This is a genomic window from Streptomyces millisiae, from assembly GCF_031845425.1.
GTDB lineage: Bacteria > Actinomycetota > Actinomycetes > Streptomycetales > Streptomycetaceae > Streptomyces > Streptomyces millisiae.
Genome location: NZ_JAVREM010000019.1, coordinates 20,653 through 37,235 on the forward strand (window position 1 = coordinate 20,653; position 16,583 = coordinate 37,235).

At 75.5% G+C, this 16,583-nt stretch carries 16 protein-coding genes; 13 read left to right on the forward strand and 3 right to left on the reverse strand.

The features are described from left to right. The first annotated feature begins 66 nt into the window (after positions 1 to 66). The 4 genes from RNC47_RS16450 to RNC47_RS16465 all read left to right on the forward strand — a co-directional run bounded on the left by RNC47_RS16450 (position 67) and on the right by RNC47_RS16465 (position 3,705). Positions 67 to 1,086 (forward strand): ABC transporter ATP-binding protein, encoded by a 1,020-nt coding sequence (locus RNC47_RS16450; protein WP_311599517.1) that lies wholly within the window; start codon positions 67 to 69, stop codon positions 1,084 to 1,086. Next, positions 1,083 to 1,913: an ABC transporter permease gene (locus tag RNC47_RS16455; RefSeq protein WP_311599519.1), complete on the forward strand. Its 831-nt coding sequence runs from the start codon at positions 1,083 to 1,085 to the stop codon at positions 1,911 to 1,913. The genes RNC47_RS16450 and RNC47_RS16455 overlap by 4 nt, the downstream gene beginning before the upstream one ends. 6 nt (positions 1,914 to 1,919) lie before the next feature. Then, positions 1,920 to 2,738: an ABC transporter permease gene (locus RNC47_RS16460; RefSeq protein WP_311599521.1), complete on the forward strand. Its 819-nt coding sequence runs from the start codon at positions 1,920 to 1,922 to the stop codon at positions 2,736 to 2,738. A 91-nt stretch (positions 2,739 to 2,829) separates the two neighbouring features. Then, on the forward strand, positions 2,830 to 3,705 hold the full coding sequence (locus RNC47_RS16465; RefSeq protein ID WP_311599523.1) for a hypothetical protein: 876 nt from the start codon (positions 2,830 to 2,832) through the stop codon (positions 3,703 to 3,705). A gap of 46 nt (positions 3,706 to 3,751) precedes the next feature. On the opposite strand, the gene RNC47_RS16470 is transcribed toward RNC47_RS16465, so the two are convergent. After that, positions 3,752 to 4,984 (reverse strand): PP2C family protein-serine/threonine phosphatase, encoded by a 1,233-nt coding sequence (locus RNC47_RS16470; RefSeq protein ID WP_311599525.1) that lies wholly within the window; start codon positions 4,982 to 4,984, stop codon positions 3,752 to 3,754. A gap of 104 nt (positions 4,985 to 5,088) precedes the next feature. Between RNC47_RS16470 and RNC47_RS16475 the strand changes: the two genes are divergently transcribed. The 5 genes from RNC47_RS16475 (at position 5,089) to RNC47_RS16495 (ending at position 9,186) form a co-directional block, all read left to right on the forward strand. Continuing rightward, a complete protein-coding gene (locus RNC47_RS16475; protein WP_394814797.1) occupies positions 5,089 to 5,448 on the forward strand; it encodes an ArsR/SmtB family transcription factor in 360 nt (119 codons plus the stop codon). 83 nt (positions 5,449 to 5,531) lie between these two features. After that, entirely contained in the window at positions 5,532 to 6,740 is a 1,209-nt protein-coding gene (locus RNC47_RS16480) for a sensor histidine kinase (protein WP_311599527.1), read from the forward strand. Beyond that, positions 6,737 to 7,408 (forward strand): response regulator transcription factor, encoded by a 672-nt coding sequence (locus RNC47_RS16485; protein ID WP_311599528.1) that lies wholly within the window; start codon positions 6,737 to 6,739, stop codon positions 7,406 to 7,408. The genes RNC47_RS16480 and RNC47_RS16485 overlap by 4 nt, the downstream gene beginning before the upstream one ends. Before the next feature lie 62 nt (positions 7,409 to 7,470). After that, positions 7,471 to 8,511: a DUF418 domain-containing protein gene (locus RNC47_RS16490; protein ID WP_311599530.1), complete on the forward strand. Its 1,041-nt coding sequence runs from the start codon at positions 7,471 to 7,473 to the stop codon at positions 8,509 to 8,511. 132 nt (positions 8,512 to 8,643) lie between these two features. Beyond that, positions 8,644 to 9,186 (forward strand): hypothetical protein, encoded by a 543-nt coding sequence (locus RNC47_RS16495; RefSeq protein ID WP_311599532.1) that lies wholly within the window; start codon positions 8,644 to 8,646, stop codon positions 9,184 to 9,186. On the opposite strand, the gene pdxR is transcribed toward RNC47_RS16495, so the two are convergent. Then, positions 9,183 to 10,631 (reverse strand): MocR-like pyridoxine biosynthesis transcription factor PdxR, encoded by a 1,449-nt coding sequence (gene pdxR, locus RNC47_RS16500; protein ID WP_311599534.1) that lies wholly within the window; start codon positions 10,629 to 10,631, stop codon positions 9,183 to 9,185. The two genes, RNC47_RS16495 and pdxR, sit on opposite strands and share 4 nt — an antisense overlap. Positions 10,632 to 10,677: 46 nt before the next feature. Here pdxR and RNC47_RS16505 point away from each other — a divergent pair, with 46 nt between their 5' ends. Beyond that, a complete protein-coding gene (locus tag RNC47_RS16505; protein WP_311599536.1) occupies positions 10,678 to 11,865 on the forward strand; it encodes an MFS transporter in 1,188 nt (395 codons plus the stop codon). Between the two features lie 40 nt (positions 11,866 to 11,905). Next, positions 11,906 to 13,210, forward strand: coding sequence for an FAD-binding oxidoreductase (locus tag RNC47_RS16510; RefSeq protein WP_311599537.1), 1,305 nt, complete (start codon positions 11,906 to 11,908; stop codon positions 13,208 to 13,210). Positions 13,211 to 13,217: 7 nt separating this feature from the next. Here the strand turns inward: RNC47_RS16510 and RNC47_RS16515 are convergent, their stop codons facing one another. Beyond that, a complete protein-coding gene (locus RNC47_RS16515; protein WP_311599538.1) occupies positions 13,218 to 14,330 on the reverse strand; it encodes a helix-turn-helix domain-containing protein in 1,113 nt (370 codons plus the stop codon). 107 nt (positions 14,331 to 14,437) lie between these two features. On the opposite strand from RNC47_RS16515, the gene RNC47_RS16520 reads away from it, so the two are divergent. Next, positions 14,438 to 15,064 (forward strand): transcriptional regulator, encoded by a 627-nt coding sequence (locus tag RNC47_RS16520; protein WP_311599540.1) that lies wholly within the window; start codon positions 14,438 to 14,440, stop codon positions 15,062 to 15,064. After that, positions 15,061 to 16,575: a pyruvate, phosphate dikinase gene (locus tag RNC47_RS16525; RefSeq protein WP_311599541.1), complete on the forward strand. Its 1,515-nt coding sequence runs from the start codon at positions 15,061 to 15,063 to the stop codon at positions 16,573 to 16,575. Before RNC47_RS16520 ends, RNC47_RS16525 begins: the two co-directional genes overlap by 4 nt. Positions 16,576 to 16,583 lie beyond the last annotated feature (8 nt).

Genomic DNA, 16,583 nt, shown 5'->3' on the forward strand with positions numbered 1-16,583 from the left:
TAAACCGTTCGCGCGGCGGTTGTCCGATCGGCTACACAGAGGGGCCGAGGAGAGGGAGGCAGTCCGGTGGCGATCGCTCCGGTCATCGAGGTCGAGGAGCTGGTCAAGGAGTACCGCGGGCCGCTGCGGATCGAGGGCCCCCTCGGCGGGCTGCGGACCCTGCTGACCCGGCGGCACGTGACCAGGCGGGCGGTGGACGGCGTCTCGTTCTCCCTCGGTGCGGGCGAACTCGTCGGCTACCTGGGGCCGAACGGCGCCGGGAAGTCCACCACGATCAAGACGCTGACCGGCATCCTGCGCCCCACGTCCGGCCGGGTGCGGGTCGCGGGCCTGGTGCCGTGGCGGGAGCGGGAGCGGCACGCCAGGAACATCGGCGTCGTGTTCGGCCAGCGCACCCAGCTGTGGTGGGACCTGCCGCTGCGGGACTCGCTGGAGCTCGTCGGCCGGCTCTACGGCGTCGAACGGGCCAGGCACCGGGCCAACTCGGCCCACCTCACCGAGCTGCTGGGGCTCGGCCCGTTCCTGGACACGCCCGTGCGGCAGCTCTCGCTCGGCCAGCGGATGCGCGGCGACCTGGCCGCGGCCATGCTGCCCGAGCCGCGCATCCTCTTCCTCGACGAGCCCACCATCGGCCTCGACGTGGTGGCCAGGGAGCGGATCCGCGAGTTCATCGCCACCCGCAACCGCCAGGACGGCACGACGATCGTGCTGACCACGCACGATCTGGACGACGTGGAACGCCTGTGCCGCCGCATCGTGCTCATCGACGAGGGGCGCGTCCTGTACGACGGCGACGTCGCCCGGCTCAAGGAGCGCTACGCCCCGCACCGCCGGCTCGTCGTCCAGCTGGCCGACGGCGGCGACTGGCGCGGTCTCGACGTGCCGGGCGTCGAGCGCGACCCGGACCCCGACAGGGGAGCGGAGGCAAGGGCGGTCACACTGCGCTTCGACCCGGCCCGCGTCCAGGTGGCGGAGGTCGTCGCGGCGGTCCTGGCCCGGCACGCGGTCACCGACCTGTCCCTGATCGAGCCGGGTCTCGAGGGCGTCGTGCACGGCATCTACGCGGCCCGCGAGGCGCCGGCGTGACGCCTCGTCAGCGGCTCGGCGCCCACCTGGGGATCGCCCGTCTCCACCTCCGCGCGCGGCTCGCCTACCGGGGCGACTTCCTCTTCCGGGTGCTCGGGCTGCTGCTCCAGGTCTACCTGCTGGCGCTGGTGTGGCGCGCGGTCTACCCCGACTCCGGCAGCGCGGCGGCGCACGGCGGCCAGCAGGTCGCCCTGGCGACCCAACTCGCCTACGTCACCTACGCCTCGGTGCAGAACTGGCTGCTCAACCCGGCGGGCATGGACCCGACGCCGATCCCCCAGCGGGTACGCGAGGGCAGCGTCGCCATCGACCTGGCGCGTCCGGTCGCCTTCCCCACCCAGATGCTGTCCGCACAGGCCGGCGCCGTGCTCGCCGGGGCACCGTTCGCCCTGCTCGCGCTGCCGTTCGCCGTCCTCGCCGGCGGCGCCCGGGCGCCGGCCTCCGCCGGTGCCGCCCTCGCCTACCTGCTGAGCATGGTCCCGGCGGTGCTGAACGCGCTGCTGCTGGCGGTCGTCGTCAGCATGGTCTGCTTCTGGACTCTGGAGGTCGTCGGTGTCTTCATCATCTTCCGCGTGGTGGGCCAGTTCCTCGCCGGGGCCCTGGTCCCGCTGTGGTTCATGCCCTCCTGGCTGGCCGAGCTGACCCGGCTCCTGCCGTTCCAGACCACCACCTACACGCCCGTGGCGCTCTACCTCGGCCAGGTCGAGGGCGCCGGTCCCGTGCTGGCCGCGCTGGCCGTCTCCTGCGGCTGGACCGTGGCCCTGTGGCTGCTCATGCGCCTGGTCTGGTCCCGCGCGCTGCACCGCGTCGTCGTCCAGGGAGGCTGACCCGGCATGCCAGCGGCCAACCCCGTCCCCCGCCACCGCGCCTACCTGATCCTGGCCGGAGCCGCGTACCGCTCCCAACTCCAGTACCGGGGCAACCTCCTGCTCACGCTCGCCGGCGGCGTCGCCTACCAGGGCGTCGGCCTGGCCTTCCTGTGGGCCGTCACCAGCCGCTTCGGGGAGCTCGGCGGCTGGTCGCTGGCCGAGATCGCGTTCCTCTACGGGATGCGGGTCACCGCGCACGGCCTGCTGATGGTCCCCACCAGCCAGCTCCACAGCCTCGACCTGACCATCCGCACCGGCGAGTTCGACCGCTACCTGGTGCGCCCGGCCGGGGCGCTCACGCAGCTGCTGTGCCGCCAGGTCCACCTGCCCACCCTCGGCGACCTGGCCACCGGCCTGGTCGTGCTGACCGTCGCCGCCCGCCAGGTGGGCTTCGAGCCCACGCCCACCGCCCTGCTCCACCTGAGCCTGGCGCTGGTCGGCGGGGCCCTGGTCGAGGGCGCCTGCCAACTCGCCCTGGCCTCCTTCTCCTTCCGCATGCTGTCCAACCTGGCGCTGCGCGGCCTGGTCGACGACATCATGAACACCTTCGGCGGCTACCCGCTGAAGGCCTTCCCCGACACCGCGCGGCTCGCCCTGACCTACCTGGTGCCCGTCGCCTTCGTCGCCTACCTGCCGGCCGGCGTCCTGCTCGACCGCACCGAGGGACTGCACGTCGCCCCGTGGCTCGCCTACGCCGCCCCGCTCGCGGGCCCGGTCCTCTACGCCGCCGCCTACCTGCTGTGGCGCGGCCAACTCCGGCACTACGCGAGCTCCGGCACCTGACGCCCGCCGGCCCCCTTGGTCTGTACATGGCCACCTGGGCGTCGTACTGTCCGCCCCGACGCGTCCCCCACCCCACCGAGGAGCGGACCCCATGTCCCCGCGCCCCAGGCACCGCCGGCACGCCGCCCTGACCGGCCTGCTCGCCCTCGTCACCGCCGCCGCCGTGGCCACCGCCCCGCCGGCCACGGCCGCGGACACCTGGACCGAGGTCGGCTCGGACCGCGCCGATCCACTGACCGAGAGCCAGGGACTGACCTCCGTCGAGGTGCCGGCCGGCAGCGCCAACCGCTACACCGGCATCGGCACCATCCCCGTCGACGTCCGCGCCCGCGGCTGGAACCACGTCGGCGACCCCGACGCGTCCTACGACGGCCACTACATCGAGCCCTACCAACGGGACTCGGGCGACACCAAGATGTTCCGGGTCCAGGCGCCCGACGGCGGCTGGTCCGAGTACGTCCACCGGCTCGCCCCCGGCGAGGCCCTGAACAACTCGTGGGTCGCCGTCTCGCCCGACGGCCGGTGGATGCTGTCCGGCGAGTACGGCACCATGAGCCGGCTGCTGGTCTTGCCGACCCCGGGCGTCAACCCGGGCACCTCGCCGTCGGCCGACCTCCCGCTGGTCTCCACCGTCCGCCTCGACCACGCCGTGCGCGACGTCCAGGGCTGCGACTTCTCGGGGCCGACCACGCTGCTGTGCTCCTCCGACGACCCGGAGGGCAGCCTGTTCGGCGTCACCAAGCCGCTGCTCCGGATCGACCTCTCCGGGCCGCCGAGCGACGCGGCCGACGTGTCGGGCCACGTCACGGCGCTGCGCCAACTCCCGCTCCGCAGCGGTTGCTCCGGCGCCTTCGAGGCACAGGGCGTCGACTACGACCGCCGCACCGGCACCCTGCGCGTCATCGTCATGTCGCCCGGCTTCTGCGTGCTGACGGACAGCATGACCTACCGCCTCACGGCGAGCTGACGGCACGGTTGAGCGTAGGAGACCACAACCCGCCGCCGGACACAGGTCAGTCGAGAGCCGCGAGCCGGTCGGGGCCGCCGCCGCGCCACTGGACCATGAAGAGGGTGGCGTCGTCGCTGGTGTGCCCGCCCCGCTCGCTCCGCAACACGTGGGAGAGCCGACGCAGGTACGCCCGCGCCCCCTCCATCGGCTCCACACCGAGGCGGTCGACGCAGCGCATGAGCCGCTCCTCGCCGAACGGCTGGCCGTCGCAGAGGCGTTCCTCGATGATGCCGTCGGTGTAGCACAGCACCCGGTCACCGGGTTCCAGCAGGTGCTCCCTGACCTTCGGGATCTCGCCGCCGAAGCCGACCGGCAGCGTCGTCGCGCTCTCCAGCTGCGCCACGACCCGGCCGTCGCGGATCAGCAGCGGCGCCGGGTGGCCGGCGTTGACCAGCTCCATCGCGCCGGTGGCGAGGTTCAGGTGCATCAGCTGCGCCGTGACGAAGTGGTCCGGCCCGAACTGCCGCGAGATGGCGTCGTCCATGAACGCGTACTTCTCGGCCAGGCTGATGAACACCCGGCGCGCGTGGCGGTAGGCGCCGATCGCGATGGTCGCCATGGCGGCGGCGTCCAGGTCGTGGCCCATCGCGTCGATCACCGCTATGTGCAGGATGTTGTCGTTGAGGGCGTAGTCGAAGCTGTCCCCGGCGGCGCGGTAGGCGGGCTCCAGGATGCCGGCCACCTCGACCTGCCGCACGGACATGGTCAACGGCGGCAGCAGCCCCCACTGGATCTCGGCCGACACGCTCATCGGCTCCCGGCGCCTGGCCAGGAAGAACTGGTCCGTATAGGCGCCCTTGGTGACCAGCATGTCGGCGACCAGGCCGGCGAGCCTGCGCAGCAGACGCCGGTGGTCGTCGGCGACGGTGTCCAGCGTGAGGACCATGACCCCCACCTCGTCGCTGCCGTCCAGCAGCGGCAGGTACATCCGGACGCCGTCCGCCTGCGCCACCTCGATGACCTCCGCGCGCAGGAAGGCCCGGCCGGCCGCCGAGCCGTCCACCGGCTCCGGCTGGGGCACCCGCAGGTTCCTGCCCGGCAGCGGGACCAGCAGCTCCTGGGCGTAGTCCTGGAGCAGGATGGAGACGTCCCGGCCGCCGATCGTGGCCACCTCCTCCGCGACCAGCGGAGCCACCAGCTGCGGCGGCATCAACCGGGCCCGGTCGAGCAGCCGGCCGAGCAGCCGCTCGCCGAAGCTCTCCGACCGGTCCACGCTCTCCTCGTCCAAGGCACCCATGGCTGCAAGGTCGCCCGAAGCGCCCGCCCGGGCGGCGCATTACGCCGAAGCACGGCGCGTCGGCGCGGCCCCGGCGGCGCGCGACGCGGTTCTAGGATGGGCGGGTGAGCAGCACGGACAGCGAGACCGCGGACGCGCCGCACCCGCGGCAGCCCGAGGACGTCGCCCGCCTGGAGGCCGCCACCGCCGTCCTGGCACTGCTCGCCGACCGCACCCGGCTGGCGCTGCTGGAGCGGCTCGGCCGGGGCGAGGCGGACGTGACCACCCTCACCGAACACATCGGTGCGGCCAGGCCCGCCGTCAGCCAGCACCTGGCGAAGCTCCGCCTGGCCGGCCTGGTCGCCACCCACAAGGACGGCCGCCGGGTCGTCTACTCCCTGCGCGACGGGCACCTGCGCCGCCTGGTCGACGAGGCACTGAACGTCGCGGACCACCAGCTCCGCTCCCTCCCCCCACACGACTGACCGCCGGGGCCTCGGCCGAGCGGCGCGTCCGATCGGCCGTTCGGCCGACCCGCGCGGCGGGACCCGTGGCATAGCCTCGCCGGGTGGAGAACGCGCACGACCAGCGGGGCGCGGACCTCGCGCCCGAGTACAACCCGCTGCCGCCGAGCCTGCGGCGGCTGCTGACCGCCGCGCTCTACGCGCTGCTCGCCCTGGTCTGGCTGCTCGACCTGGAGTCCAGCCAGGGGCTGCGCTCGGCCGGCCTCGACTGGATCCCGCCGCTGCTCTCGGGCCCCGCGGCCGCGGCGCTCCTCTTCCTGCCCGACCACTGGCTGTCCGTGGCGCGGCGAGCCTGGGCGGCGGCGGGCGGCTCGCTCGTCCTGACGACCGGCCTGCTGCTGTTCGGGCCGGACGTCGGCGGCAGCTGGGGCATGCTCGAAACCGTCTGCCTGCTGGTCCTGCTCGCCAGGACCTGTCGGCGGGCCGCGAACCCGCTGCCCGCCGTGGTGCTCGGCGCCGCCGTGATCGCCGGGCCGGCGCGGATGTTCAGCCCGTCCTCGCTGTCGTTCGCCTTCGCCCTCACCTTCGCGGTCGGCGCGGCGGTCGCGCTCGGCTCCTACCTGCGGATCCTGGACGGCCGTCGGGCCCGCGCCGTGGCCGCCGTGCGGGAGGGCGAGCGGCTGGCCCTCGCCCGTGACCTGCACGACTTCGTCGCCCACCACGTCACCGGCATCGTCGTACAGGTGAACGCGGCACGGGCCGTCCGCGAGACCTCGCCCGAGCAGCTCGAACCGATCCTGGAGAACATCCAGCGGGCCGGCATGGAGACGCTTGACTCGATGCGCCGGCTGGTCCGGGTGCTGCGGCAGGCCGAGGGACGGGCCTGGCAGCCGGGCGAGCTCATCGGCGAACTCGCGGCCCTCGTCTCGGACTTCTGCGACGGTGAGGAGCGGAACGCGACGCTGGCGGTGGCGGCACGGGCCCGCGCCGCGCGCCTCGCGCCCGAGGTGGAGACCTCCGTGCACCGGCTGGTGCAGGAGTCGCTGACCAACGCGCGCCGGCACGCGCCCGGAGCGCCCGTGGCCGTACGGCTCGGCCTCACGGACGGTCGACTGCGGGTCGAGGTGCGCAACCCGCGGCCGGCCGCGCGGCCCGGCGCCCCCGTCGGTGGCCGGGGCGGCTTCGGGATGGTGGGGCTGCGGGAGCGGGTGGCCGCGGTGGACGGCACCCTGGAGGTGGGCGGCACCCCGGACGGCGGCTGGCGGGTGGTCGGCGGGTTCCCCGTGCTGGCCATGGCAGGATCGGCCGGGTGAGCAACGACATACGCGTGCTCGTCGCGGACGACCAGGAACTGGTGCGCACCGGCTTCCGGCTGATCCTGGACGCCCAGCCGGACCTCACCGTGGTGGGCGAGGCGGCCGACGGGGCCGAGTGCGTGGCGCTGGCCAGGCGGCTGCGTCCCGACGTGTGCCTGGTCGACGTCAGGATGCCCGAACTCGACGGCCTGGAGGTCACCCGGCTGCTGGCCGGGCCCGAGGCGGTCGAGCCGCTGCGGGTGGTCGTGGTGACCACCTTCGACCAGGACGACTACGTGCACCGGGCGCTGCGTCACGGCGCCTGCGGCTTCCTGCTGAAGGACGCCAGCCCCGGCCTGCTGATCGAGGCGGTGCGGGCCGCGCGACGCGGCGACGCGCTGATCTCCCCCGCGGTCACGGTGCGGTTGCTGCGCCAGCTCGAGGAGACACGTGAGCCGTCCGGCGGCGGGCGGCGCCCGGCCAGGTCGGTGCTGACGGAGCGCGAGCTGGACGTGGCACGGCTGGTCGCCGTCGGCCGCACCAACCAGGAGATCTGCGCCGAGCTGTACCTGTCGCTCGGCACCGTCAAGACGCACCTGGCCAACACCCAGGCGAAGCTGGGGGTCCGCAACCGGGTGGAGATCGCCGCCTGGGCGTGGGCCGTGGGGGCCGTCTCGGCCGATTGACCGATGCGCTCCGGCCACCCGGCCGAAGCGGCCCGCGACCGCCCGGCGGCACCGTGGTCGCCATGCGCACCACGACAGCGACGACCCCGCTCCCGACGGCCGAGGCCCCGACCGTCCCGGCCCCCGCGCCGCCCCCACCAGCGCCCCGCGTCGGCGCGCTCGACGCACTGCGCGGCTTCGCGCTCTGCGGCATCCTGCTGGTCAACATCCCCTTCCAGATCACCCGGATGCGGCGGGTGGACGAGGACTTCGACGCGTACCCCGTCGCCACCTTCCTCGATCTCCTCGTCCACCAGCGGTTCTTCCCGATCTTCTGCTTCCTGTTCGGGGTGGGCTTCGCGCTCCTCCTGTCCGGCGCCGAACGACGGACGGAGCGTCCCAGGACCGCGCTCCTGCGCCGCCTCCTCGCCCTCGGTCTGCTCGGCCTCGTCCACCAACTCGCCCACCCCGGCGAGGCGCTGCTGCCGTACGCGGTCGTGGGGCTGCTGATCCTGCTGCCCGCCTCGTGGCTGCCGACCCGGGTGGTGCTGCCGGTGGGGCTGCTCGGCCTGGTCGCCTCGGTCACCCTGGTCTCGGGCGGGACGGCGAGCATCCCGCCGCTGTTCCTGCTCGGCCTCGCCGCGGCCCGCCTCGGCGTCGCCGAAGCCCTCGACCGTCACACCGGTCGGCTCGCGGTCCTGCTGGCCCTCGCGGCCCCGGCCGCGCTGGCCGCCGGCTGGTGGCAGCACACGTACCCGCCGGCCGGCCCCTACGCCACCCGGATCGCGGCGGCCGCCGGAATGCTCGGCGCCCTGGCGTACGGCACGGCGCTGCTGCTCGTCCTGCGCACCGGCCTCGGTCGCCGGCTGTCCGCGGTGCTCGAACCGCTGGGCCGGATGGCGCTGACCAACTACCTCTCCGCCACCGTCGCCGTGGTCCTCGCCGCGGGACCGCTCGGCCTGTGGGACTCCGCCCGCTGGGGCACCGCCATGGCCCTGGCCGTCGCCGTGCTGGCCGCCCAGGCCGCGGTCAGCCACTGGTGGCTGGCCCGCTTCCGCCACGGGCCGCTGGAGTGGTGCCTGCGCTCGCTGACCTGGTGGACCCCGGCCCGGCTGCGCCGCTGAGGCACGCCACGGCCTCGCGGCGGCCCCGCCACACGTTCGGCCCGTCCTCGATGGCGACCGGTGGAAAACCCACCAAGACTCGTCTCACGGACATTCACCCCATACCCCCCGTGAGACGAGAAGGAGTTGGAGATGAACGGAAGCTCACTCAGGGCCGTCGGAGCCCTCGGCCTGGCCACCGCGCTCGCCCTCACCCCGGCGAGCCTCGCGCTGGCCGAGGAGACCCCCACCGGCACCCACCACGACGAGGCCGGGGACGGCGACGACACCGGCACCGAGGAGGCCGCCGACCTCGACGCGCAGCTGGAGCGGGTCAGAAGGGCCACGGCCCGCTACCAGAACGTGCGGCTGGCGGAGGCCGACGGCTACACGCTCGGCGAGTCCTGCATCACGGGCCTCGGCTACCACTTCGTCCGGGAGGTGGCCGAGAGCCAGGAGGAGTTGGCGATCACCGAGCCCAACTCGATGGTGTACGTGCCGCAGGAGGACGGCAGCCTGAAGCTGGCCGCCGTGGGCTACGTCTCCAAGCGCGAGGCCAGCCTCTTCGGCGAGGAGTTCACCCCGCCGGCCACCCTCCCCTACTACACGCTGCACGCGTGGGTCTGGGAGGAGAACCCCAACGGCGTGTTCGAGCACATCAACCCGAACATCAGCTGCCCCGGCAGGGACGGCTAACCGACCGGATCGGGCCCGCCGGCACCGGCCGGTGGGCCCGGGAGGGCGTGGCAGAGCGCGTCGAGGGCCGCGCCGTAGGCGTGGTCGGGAGGGGTGGCGTAGCCGATGACGAGGCCGTCGCGGGGCGGCATCGGGCTGGCGGGGTGGCGGAAGGCGCGCAGACCCTCGATGGCGAGGCCCTGCCGGCGGGCCGCGCGCAGGGCGGTGTCCTCGGTCCCGGCCGGCAGTTCGAGCACGGCGTGCAGTCCGGCCGCGATGCCGCTGACCCTGATGTGCGGGGCGCGGTCGGCGAGGGTGCCGACCAGTTGGTCGCGGCGGCGCCGGTAGTGCTGCCGCATGCGGCGCAGGTGCCGGTCGTAGGCGCCGCGGGCGACGAAGTCGGCGAGGGTGAGCTGGTCGACGACGCCCGACCACAGCTCCCGTGGGCCCTTGACGGCGAGGACCTCGTCGACGAGCCGGCCGGGCAGCACCAGCCAGCCGAGCCGCAGCGCGGGTGACAGGCTCTTGCTGGTGGAGCCGACGTAGACGACGCGGTCCGGGTCGAGCCCCTGCACGGCGCCGACCGGCTGTCGGTCGTAGCGGAACTCGCCGTCGTAGTCGTCCTCCACGAGCAGCCCGCCGTGGGCGCGGGCCCAGTCGACGACCGCGGCGCGGCGTTCGGGGTGGAGCGGCCCGCCGGTGGGGAACTGGTGGGCGGGGGTGAGCAGCACGGACCGCGCGCCGCCGGCCGGCAGTTCGTCGACGCGGGCGCCGTGCGTGTCGACCGGCAGCGGGACGGTGCGCAGGCCGGCCTCCCCGAGCAGGCTCCGGTGGAAGTCGAGTCCGTAGGACTCGACCGCGACCGGGCCGTCCAGCACCCGGCCGAGCAGCCGCAGGGCGTGGGCGAAGCCGGAGCAGATCACGATCCGGTCGGGCTCGGCGCGCACGCCCCTGGCGCGGGCCAGGTACTCCGCCAGGGCACCGCGCAGTTCGGTCCTGCCCCGGGGATCGCCCACGCCGAAGGCCGAGTTGGGGGCCGCGGCCAGGGCCCGGCGGGCCGAGGTGAGCCAGGCGGCGCGCGGGAAGGTCGCCGCGTCGGGCGTGCTCGGCATCAGGTCGTGGACGACGCGCCGGCGGTCCTGGTGCCGGGGTCGTGCGGCGTGGTCGGCGGGGAGCGGCGCGGTGCGCCGGGCGACCCGGGTGCCGGAGCCCTGGCGGGCGGTGAGCCAGCCCTCCGCGACGAGTTCGGCGTAGGCGCCGGCGACGGTGTTGCGGGCGATGCCCAGGTCGTGGGCGAGGCCGCGGTAGGGCGGCAGGCGGGTGCCGGGGGCGAGCCGGCCGGAGCGGATGGCCTCCCGGAGGGCGGCCATGAGCTGGGCGCGCAGGCCGCCCCGGCCGCTGAGCTCCAGGTGGAGGTCGGTGCCCGGGGTCTCCTCCGTCGGGGAATTGGCCCATGGATCTGCCACGGGAATGCACCCTATCGTGGGCCGTTTTCGCCCATAGCGTCGTGGCATGACCATCGTCGACACCCGGCCGGCCGCCGCCGGCGACCGCGCGACCGCGCGGGGTTGGCTCGCCGTCCTCGCGGTGACGCTCGGCATCTTCTCCCTGATGACCTCGGAGCTGCTGCCCGTGGGGCTGCTCACGCCGGTCGGCTCCGCGCTCGACGTGTCCGAGGGCACCGCCGGCCTGATGGTGACCGTGCCGGGCCTGGTGGCCGCCGGCACGGCGCCCCTGGTGACCGTGGCCACCGGGCACGTCGACCGCCGCCTGGTGCTGGCGGTCCTGATCGGCCTGATGGGGGCCGCGAACCTGGCCTCCGCCCTCGCGACCAGCTTCCCGGTGGTGCTGGCCGCCCGCTTGCTGATCGGGATCAGCGTCGGCGGCTTCTGGTCCGTCGCCGGCGGCATAGCGCTGCGCCTGGTGCCGGAGCGGCAGGTGCCGCGGGCCACCGCCGTGGTCTTCGGCGGCGTCGAGACCGCGTCCGTCCTCGGGGTTCCGGCGGGGACGTTCCTCGGCGACCTGGGCGGCTGGCGCACCGCGTTCGCCGCGGTGGGCGTGCTCGGGCTGGTCTCCCTGACCCTCATGGTGCTGCTGATGCCGAGGGTGCCGCCGGTGCGGACCCTCACGCTCGCCGACCTGCCGCGGGTCCTCCGGGGCAACGCGGGCGTGCGGGCCGGGCTCGCCATCACCTTCCTCGTCATCACCGGGCACTTCCTGGCCTACACGTTCGTCCGGCCGATCCTCCAGGCCGACGGGGTCGACGACCGGGTGATCGGGGTGCTCCTGCTGGTCTTCGGCGTCGCGGGGCTCTGCGGCAACTTCGTCGCCGGCGCGCTCGTCGCGAAGCGGCCGCGGCGGACCGTGGCGGGCGTCGCCGTGCTCCTCACGCTGGCCATGGTGCTGCTGGCGCTGGTCGGCGGTTCCGGGACCGCCGCGGGCGTCGCCCTCGTCCTGTGGGGCCTGGGCTACGGCGCGGTGCCGGTCACCTTCCAGACCTGGATCCTCGGCGCCGCCCCGGACGCCGGCGAGGCCGCGTCCTCGCTGTTCGTCTCCACCTTCAACCTGTCCATCGCGCTCGGCGCGTTCCTCGGCGGTCTCGCCGTCGAGTCGGTCGCCACCACGAGCGTCCTGTGGATCGGCGCCGCACTCGCCGCCCTCACGCCGCCGGTGGCCGTCCTGGCCCGCCGCGGTCACTGAACCTCCAGTCACTGAACCTCTCGTCACCGAAGGAGTCCCCGTGAACGCCCTGACCACCCTCCGCTCCGCCGTCCGCGGCCGGGTCCTGCTGCCCGGCGACCCCGGCTTCGACGCCGCCCGCCGCCCCTGGAACCTGGCGGTCGAACAGCCCGTGGCCGCCGTGGTCGAGGCCGCCGACGCCGACGACGTCGCGGCCCTGGTCCGGTTCGCGCGCGCCGCCGGCCGCGCGGTCGCCACCCAGCCGAACGGGCACGGTGCCACCGGCCGCACGGAGGGCACGATCCTGCTGCGCACCGGACGACTCGACTCCGTGCAGATCGACCCGTTGGCGGCCCGCGCCCGGGTCGGCGCCGGGGTGCCGTCCGGCCGCCTGCAGGCCGCCGCCGCGGCGCACGGCCTGACGGGCCTGCCCGGCAGCTCACCCGTCGTCAGCGTCACCGGCGTCGCGCTGGGCGGCGGGCTGAGCTGGTTCGGCCGCCGACACGGTTGGGTCTCCGACGGCGTCACCGCCTTCGACATCGTCGACGCCCAGGGCCGACCCCGGCACGTCACCGCCGGCACCGACCCCGACCTGTTCTGGGCGCTGCGCGGCGGGGGCGGCGACTTCGCCGTCGTCACCGCCCTCGAACTGGCCCTGCACCCCGCGCCGCGGCTGTTCGGCGGCCGGGTGCTGTGGACCGCCGAGCACGCCCCGGCCGTGCTCGACGCCTTCCGGCACATCACCGCCGACGCCCCCGAGGAGCTGACCCTCTGGCTCGACCTCCTGCACTTCCCGGGCGGCGAGCCGATGATCGCCGTCGACGTCACCCACCTCGGCGCGGCGGAGGAGGCCACCGCGCTGCTGGCCCCGCTCGACCGCCTCCCCCGCCCCCTGGCCGACTCCCGGCAGGTCATGTCGGTCGCCGAACTCGGCTCCATCACCGCCGAGCCCACGGACCCCGGCCCCGGCGTCTCGCGCGCCGAACTCCTCACCGAGCTGGACGACGCCGCGGCCAAGGCGCTGCTCGCCGAGCCGATCGCGCCCCTGCTCAGCGTCCAGCTCCGGCACCTCGGCGGCGCGTTCACCCGCCCGTCCGACAGCCCGCACGGCCCGCTGACCGAGCCCTACGCGCTCTACCTGTTCGGCATCCCCACCGATCCCGCCACGGCCGAGGCGGTCACCGCCAGGCAGCATGCCCTGGCCGAGGCGCTCCCGGTGACCGGCCGCAAGCCCGTCACCTTCCTCGGCGCCGGCGAGACGCTCGCCGACGCCTTCGCCCCGGCGACGCTCGACCGGCTGCGCGAGGTCAAGCGCCGCCACGACCCACGGGGCACCTTCCGCGGCAACTTCCCCGTCCCCCACTGACCGGCCCTCAGCCGGGCGCCGGCCCCTGCCGCCGGCCACGGTCCCGCGTGGCGCCGTGGCCGGCCGCCGCGTGCCCCGCGCCGCGCCCCTCCGCGCGGGCCACGACACGTCCGCCGGCCACCCGGACCGCGAACTCGGCGCCGTCGTCGACCGGGCCGAGCCCCAGGGCCGCGGGCACCGCGCCGGCCTCGTCCAACACGACGCGCGGCCCGGGCAGTTCACCGGCCGGGAACACCCGCCGCAGGCAACCGACGAGGTCGGTGATCCGCAGTCGGGCCAGCCGCCCGGTCTCGGCCGGGTCGCCCGTCACGACGACGATCGTCAGCGCGTCGCCCGGCCGTGCCGAGCGGACCGCCTCCTCGGCCGCCGAGAGCCGCGCCACCCCCAGCACGACGAGCACCCCGTCGGCGCCGAGGTCGACCTGACGCCCGGTGATCTCGTCGCGCGCGCCGCGCGGCGCCGCCCACCGGTCGGAGGCCGGCCGGGCCGGGGCGACGAAGGGCAGGTGCGGCGGCTCCGCGTCCTCCGTGAGGGCGGTGTCGGCCAGGTGCTCGGCGGCGGCGGCCAGGTCGAAGGGGTCGCCGACGCCGGGGGCGCTCTCCGCGCGGCCGGCCGCGCCGTGCAGCAGGGTCAGGGCCAGCTCGGCGCGGCGCGTCATCCGGGTGGGCGCCGGGGAGCGCGGTTCGAGCGCCAGGGCCAGCAACAGGGCCTCGAAGCGGAGGAGTTCGGCCAGCGCGGCCCTGGCGGGACCGGTGTCGAGCACACCGGAGAGCGAACGCAGCCTGAGGTGCCCGCTCGCCGGGGGGTCGCCGGCGAGCGGCAGGCGTTCGAGCCAGACCCGCGCGAAGGCGCCGAGCGCCCGCCCGGCCGAGTCCGGCGGGCGAGCCGGCGGTTCGGCCGCGGCCGCGGCCCGCTCGGCGTCCTCGGCGAGCACCGCCAGGTAGAGCGCGCGCTTGCCGGCGAAGTTGGAGTAGACCGCGCCCCTGGTCAGCTCGGCCCGCTCGGCGATCCGGTCGACCTTGGCCGCCGCGTAGCCGCGCTCGGCGAACTCCTCCCGCGCCGCGGCCAGCACCGCCGCACGCGTCCGCTCCTGCTGCTGGGCCCGGGTCAACCTCGCCATCGTGTCCCCTTCCGCTCGCGCCGTGTCATGATACAACCAACATCCGGATGGCGACGTCATCTGAAAAACGTGAGCATCGCAAATCGCACCCCGAGGGACCACCCGCCATGAACCCACCCGACAACCCGACGCCGGACGGCTCCCTGCTGCTCCTGCACGCCCTGCGCTGCGTCGGCACCGCAGGACCCGAGCGGCTCCGCGCGGTCACCGGCCTCGACGAGTCCGACGTCGAGTCCGAGCTCATCGCCCTCGGGATCGAGGGACTCGTCTCCCGCTACCCGGGCCCGATGCCCGGCTGGTCGCTCACGGCGGCCGGCCGCGCCGCGCACGCCGAGCTGATCGCGCACGAGCTCGACGCGGCCGGCGCCCGCGCGGCCGTGACGGCGGCGTTCGACCGGTTCCTGGTGCTCAACCCGGAACTGCTCGACCTCTGCGCGGCCTGGCAGCTCCGCACCGTCGACGGCGTCGTGACCGCCAACGACCACCGCGACCCGGCCTACGACGCCCGGGTCCTCGCCGGCTTCCGCGACCTCGACCGGCGCGCCGTCCCGGTCCGCGCCGAACTAGCCGCGGCGCTGCCCCGTTTCGCCCGCTACGAGGACCGGCTCGCCGGCGCCCTGGACCGCGTCGCCGCCGGCGAAACGGCGTACCTGACCGACGACCTCGCCTCGTACCACACGGTGTGGGCCGAGTGGCACGAGGACCTGCTCGCCACCCTGGGGCTGCGGCGATGAGGTGGATCCGGCCGATCTCCGCCGGGCTCCGGGAGCGGCCGGAGACGGTGGGCGGCAAGGCGCTCGGCCTCGCCCTGCTGCACCGCCTCGGGCTGCGGGTGCCGGCCGGGTTCGTCGTCACCGCGGAGGCGTGCCGCGCCTTCCTGCGGGACGGGCGGCTGCCGGCCGGGCTCGACGACGAGCTCGGCACCGCCGTCGCCGACCTCGAACGCGCCACCGGCCGCGTCTTCGGCGGGCCACGGCGGCCGCTGGCGGTCTCGGTACGCTCCGGGGCCGGCGTGTCCATGCCCGGCATGATGTCCACGGTCCTCGGCCTCGGCCTCACGACCGGGGCCACCGCCGGCCTGGCCGCCGAGACGGGCGACCGGCGGTTCGCCCGGGACTCGCGGCGGCGGTTCCTCGCGAGCTTCGCCGCGACCAGTGACGCGCCGGCCCCGGACGACGCGCGCCGCCAGCTGGAGCTGGCGCTGCGCGCCGTGTTCGCCTCCTGGGACGCGCCGCGCGCCCGCACCTACCGCGCCGTGCACGACATCCCGCACGAGCTGGGCACGGCCGCCGTCGTCCAGGCGATGGTGTTCGGCAACCGTGACGACCACAGCGGCACCGGGGTCGCGTTCAGCCGCGACCCCACCACCGGCGAGCGCGTCCCGTTCGGCGACGTGCTGTTCGGGCGGCAGGGGGACGACGTGGTCTCCGGCCGGTCGGCGACCCGGCCGCTGCGCGAGCTCGCCGCGCGCGAGCCGGCGGTCTGGGCCGAGCTGCTGGACGCGCTGGGCCGGATCGAGCGGCACTACCGCGACGCCTGTTACGTCGAGTTCACCCACCAGTCGGGCGAGCTGTGGTTCCTCCAGGTCAGGCCGGGACGGTTCGGCGGCGCCGCCGGGGTCAGGCTCGCCACCGAGCTGGTCGACGAGCGGCTGATCGGGCGGGAGGAGGCGCTGCGCAGGGTCGCGCCCGGGCAGCTGGGCCACGTCCGCACGCCGCGCCTCGCGTCGCCCGGCGAGGCCGATGTCTTCGCCAGGGGGCTCGGCGCCTGCCCGGGCGTCGCGGTCGGCCGGGTGGCGACCACGGCGGCCCTGGCGGTGCGCATGGCCGGGGAGACCCCGGTCGTCCTGGTGCGGCCGGAGACCTCCCCGGACGACCTGCCGGGGCTCACCGTCGCCGCCGGCGTCGTCACCGCCCGCGGCGGGCCGGCCAGCCACGCCGCGGTCGTGGCCCGCGCCCTGGGCAGGCCCGCGGTCGTGGGCGTCGCCGGACTCGCCGTCGACGCCCAAGCCGGCACCGTGACGGCCGGCGGCCGCACCCTCGGCGACGGCGACCTCGTCACCGTCGACGGGACCGGCGGCGAGATCGCCCTCGGCCGCCCCCGCGTCGTCACCCAACCGGCCGGCGACCACCTGCGTCGGCTGCTCGCCTGGGCCGACGAGGTCTCGGGCGACCACTCCGAGCGCGACGAGGCCCGGCGCCTCGCCGCGGCCCACGCCGCGCTGGCGTCCCGTGCCGAGAGCTGAAACGTGAA

What these genes read in the sequence shown, in the direction of transcription:
- RNC47_RS16460 (WP_311599521.1), top strand. Translation starts at nt 1,920, where the DNA reads ATGCCAGCGGCCAACCCCGTCCCCCGCCACCGCGCCTACCTGATCCTG.
- RNC47_RS16465 (WP_311599523.1), top strand. Translation starts at nt 2,830, where the DNA reads ATGTCCCCGCGCCCCAGGCACCGCCGGCACGCCGCCCTGACCGGCCTG.
- RNC47_RS16470 (WP_311599525.1), bottom strand. Translation starts at nt 4,984, where the DNA reads ATGGGTGCCTTGGACGAGGAGAGCGTGGACCGGTCGGAGAGCTTCGGC.
- RNC47_RS16490 (WP_311599530.1), top strand. Translation starts at nt 7,471, where the DNA reads ATGCGCACCACGACAGCGACGACCCCGCTCCCGACGGCCGAGGCCCCG.
- RNC47_RS16495 (WP_311599532.1), top strand. Translation starts at nt 8,644, where the DNA reads ATGAACGGAAGCTCACTCAGGGCCGTCGGAGCCCTCGGCCTGGCCACC.
- RNC47_RS16505 (WP_311599536.1), top strand. Translation starts at nt 10,678, where the DNA reads ATGACCATCGTCGACACCCGGCCGGCCGCCGCCGGCGACCGCGCGACC.
- RNC47_RS16515 (WP_311599538.1), bottom strand. Translation starts at nt 14,330, where the DNA reads ATGGCGAGGTTGACCCGGGCCCAGCAGCAGGAGCGGACGCGTGCGGCG.
- RNC47_RS16520 (WP_311599540.1), top strand. Translation starts at nt 14,438, where the DNA reads ATGAACCCACCCGACAACCCGACGCCGGACGGCTCCCTGCTGCTCCTG.
- RNC47_RS16525 (WP_311599541.1), top strand. Translation starts at nt 15,061, where the DNA reads ATGAGGTGGATCCGGCCGATCTCCGCCGGGCTCCGGGAGCGGCCGGAG.